The sequence below is a fragment of the Bradyrhizobium sp. 147 genome (assembly GCF_023073935.1).
Lineage (GTDB): Bacteria > Pseudomonadota > Alphaproteobacteria > Rhizobiales > Xanthobacteraceae > Bradyrhizobium.
The window spans coordinates 1-3,417 of the sequence record NZ_JADPKL010000094.1; the positions used below are offsets into that span (position 1 = coordinate 1).

The window sequence follows — 3,417 nt, forward strand, 5'->3', positions numbered from 1 at the left end:
ATGGTCTTCCAGCGGCCGTGCGGAACCTTGGCGGGAAGTCTGTGCCCGCGCGGCGCCCATCCCCGCAAAGGTGCCATATCGGTTCTGGTCCAGGTCTCGTCGATGAAGGCCAGCCGCTCAGCTTCGACGCGATCTTGATAGTCGATCGTTAATAAGCCGAATTGGGCTGAACTGGACAGTTGAGCGTTGGCCAGAGTGAGAGCAGGAAGAGGGACAAAAGGTCTCTGAGCCAAGCCAGGACACGGCGGAGGTTGTGGCCAACGGCCGAGAGGAGAACGTTAGCGGCATCTCCGGCGCGGCCTTTGAGATAGCAGCGGCCAAGGTGACCTTCGTTCTTCATGTGTCCGATGATGGGCTCGATGGCGGAACGGCGGCGTAGCTCGCGCTTGATGACGCCGAAGACGCCGCGCTTCTGGCCTGAGATGAAGACGCGGCGCGGATTTCGTGTGTCGTGGCCGCGATATCCCTTGTCGACATAGGCCCGTTCGATCGGGCAGCCGGTGAGGCTCTCGGTGCGCTCGATGACGTCGCGAAGGGTGTGTTCACGGACAACTACCGAGGTTATCCAAGACGACGATGTCGCCGGGTCGAAGGACGGGCAGAAGAACCTTCTCGACATAGGTGCGAAAGCTCACGCCGTCGATCGGGCCCTCGATGAACCATGGCGCATCGATCCGGTCATGGCGCAGGGCCGCCAAGAAGGTCATGGTCTTCCAGCGGCCGTGCGGAATGTCGCGCGGCGATCAGGATGGAAGAGCGCGTCAATCAAGGTGAGAGAGTTTCGCCGGGCTCGTGACGAAGGGAGGGCGTAGCCCGACCGGAGTTACGAGCCCGGCGTCGGCGCGATCCGCGAGGGACCGCGCCGACTGGTGATCGCGGCCGGCAGGTTATGCAAGTGGTTCTTCCGCCAAGAGGAATCACTCGCTTGCCCGGCCGACACATCACAGATCACCAGATGAGGCTCTACATGAAGTACCGTCAGACCGATAGTCCGCCAGTGGCGGCGGCCAAGGCGTCATTCAGTGCGTCGACCGCCTATCGGATCGAGAGAGACCCCCGACTTCCATCGCAAAGGAAGGCTCCCCGCGGCCGGCGACGACCGGACCCGTTGAGCGAGGTGTTCGAGACCGAGATCGTCCCGATCCTGAAGGCGGCACCTGGCTTACGCCCGGTGGCGGTCTTCGAGGAGATGCTCCGACGCCATCCGGATCTCGGCAGCGGTATCCGTCGTACCCTGGAACGCCGTATCCGTGCCTGGCGGGCGATCCACGGCGAGGAGCAGGAGGTAATCTTCCGCCAGACCCATGAGCCCGGCCAGCTCGGCCTCTCCGATTTCACAGACATGGGCGAGTTGGGTGTGACGATCGCGGGGTCCCGCTCGATCATCGTCTCTATCACTTCCGTTTGGCCTATTGCGGGTTCGAGCACGCCCACGTCGTGCTTGGCGGTGAGAGCTTCGTTGCCCTGGCCGAAGGCCTGCAGAATGCCCTCTGGTCGCTCGGTGGGGCGCCGCGGGAGCATCGGACCGACAGTCTGTCGGCCGCATTCTGCAATCTGGATCGTGATGCACGGGACGATCTGACGCAGCGATACGAGGCCCTTTGTGCCCACTACGGCATGAGGCCTTCCCGCAACAATCGAGGTGTCGCCCACGAGAATGGCTCGATCGAAGGGCCCCACGGTCATCTGAAGCGAGCAATCGCCGACGCCTTGCTGCTGCGCGGAACTGTCGACTTCGACGATCTTGCCACCTATCGCGGCTTCGTCGACGAGATCGTCAGCCGCCGCAATGCCCGCAACGCCAAGCGGATTGATAGCGAGCGCGTGGTGTTGCAGGAGCTGCCTGACCGCCGCACCTCCGACTACGAAGAGGTGTCGTCCGCGTGACGTCGTCCGGCGGCTTCACCCTGCGCAAGGTGTTCTACACCGTGCCATCGCGCCTGATCGGCCACCGGTTGCGGGCGCGCCTCTACGACGATCACCTCGACGTGTTCGTCGGTGGCACGCATCTCCTTACCTTGCCGCGCGGGCGGCCGCATCCCAACGGCAAGCACGACCAGGTCGTCGATTATCGGCACGTGATCCATTCCCTGCGGCGCAAGCCAATGGCGCTTCTCAATCTGGTCTACCGGGACAGGCTGTTCCCGCGCGAGGCCGATCGGAGAACCTTCGACCGATTGCGCGAGCGGTTACCGGACAAGAAGGCCTGCCGGATCATGGTCGATCTCCTCGCGCTCGCTCATGAGCGTGGCTGCGAGGCCGAACTCGCCGATCAACTCACAGCCGACCTCGAGGCCGGCCGACTGCCCGAACTTAACCGGCTGCGCGCTCACTTCGCTCCTGACCCCGCCCACCTGCCGAACGTCGTGGTGCAGCTCGCACCCCTTGCTACCTACGAATGCCTCATCGGTACTGCCGAGATCGGAGGTGCCGCATGAGCGTGGCCAATACCGTTGATACCGCGCGCCTCAATCTGTTGCTCAACGAGCTCCGCCTCCCAGCCATCAAGGTGCTGTGGGCGCAATTTGCCGAGCAATCAGACAAGGAAGGTTGGCCAGCGGCCCGCTTCCTCGCCACCATCGCCGAGCACGAGATCGCCGAACGCGGCCGCCGGCGCACCGAGCGCCATCTCGTCGAGGCACGGCTGCCTGCCGAGAAGACCTTCGACAGCTTCGACTTCGAGGCCGTGCCGATGATCTCCAAGGCGCAGGTGATGGCGCTCGCCGCCGGTGACAGCTGGTTGGGCAAGGGCGCCAATTTGCTCCTGTTCGGGCCGCCCGGTGGCGGCAAGAGCCACTTGGCTGCGGCAGCTATCGGCCTGGCCCTCATCGAGAACGGATGGCGCGTCTTCTTCACCCGCACCACCGATCTCGTGCAAAAGCTCCAGGTGGCTCGCCGCGAGCTCAACCTCGAGGCCGCGATCAACCGCCTGGATCGCTTCGATCTCCTCATCCTTGACGACCTTGCCTACGTCACCAAGGACCAGGCCGAGACCAGCGTGCTGTTCGAACTCATCAGCTCACGCTACGAGCGCCGCTCGATGCTGATCACCGCCAACCAGCCCTTCGGCGAATGGAATAAGGTCTTCCCGGACCCCGCCATGACCCTCGCCGCAATCGATCGTCTCGTTCACCACGCCACCATCGTGGAGATGAACGTCGAGAGCTATCGCAGACGCACCGCGCTCGATCGAAAACGCGGTCCGGGACGGCCGCCCGCGCACGCGACACCCAAAACCCTCGCTGATTGACGCTCCGCGACAATCAGAGTTCAACAAAACTCTTGCGCGCGACAATCTGCGCGGCAATCATCACCTCGCCAAGTTTTATCCAGTCCTGAGTTCGCCCCGGCTGTTGGATTTACCCGAATGGGCGGTGGTAGCGACGGGAGCTGGTGCGGAGCCATCGGCATAGCGCA

At 63.6% G+C, this 3,417-nt stretch carries 1 protein-coding gene and 4 pseudogenes; 2 read left to right on the forward strand and 3 right to left on the reverse strand.

Annotated elements, in window-relative coordinates; all coding sequences use genetic code 11:
* The 3 pseudogenes from IVA87_RS23535 to IVA87_RS23545 all read right to left on the reverse strand — a co-directional run.
* A pseudogene (locus IVA87_RS23535) lies at positions 1–140 on the reverse strand (IS630 family transposase); the annotation flags it as partial.
* 8 nt (positions 141–148) lie between these two features.
* A pseudogene (locus IVA87_RS23540) lies at positions 149–541 on the reverse strand (transposase); the annotation flags it as partial.
* Positions 542–551: 10 nt separating this feature from the next.
* Positions 552–731, reverse strand: a pseudogene (locus tag IVA87_RS23545) (IS630 family transposase); the annotation flags it as partial.
* A 158-nt stretch (positions 732–889) separates the two neighbouring features.
* Here IVA87_RS23545 and istA point away from each other — a divergent pair.
* A pseudogene (istA, locus tag IVA87_RS23550) lies at positions 890–2,438 on the forward strand (IS21 family transposase).
* Positions 2,435–3,250, forward strand: a complete 816-nt coding sequence (istB, locus tag IVA87_RS23555) for an IS21-like element helper ATPase IstB (protein ID WP_247335187.1) — start codon at positions 2,435–2,437, stop codon at positions 3,248–3,250. Before istA ends, istB begins: the two are co-directional and overlap by 4 nt.
* The last annotated feature ends 167 nt before the right edge of the window (positions 3,251–3,417 follow it).

Excerpts from the sequence above, each read along its gene's own strand:
- istB (WP_247335187.1), top strand. The coding sequence starts at position 2,435 with ATGAGCGTGGCCAATACCGTTGATACCGCGCGCCTCAATCTGTTGCTC.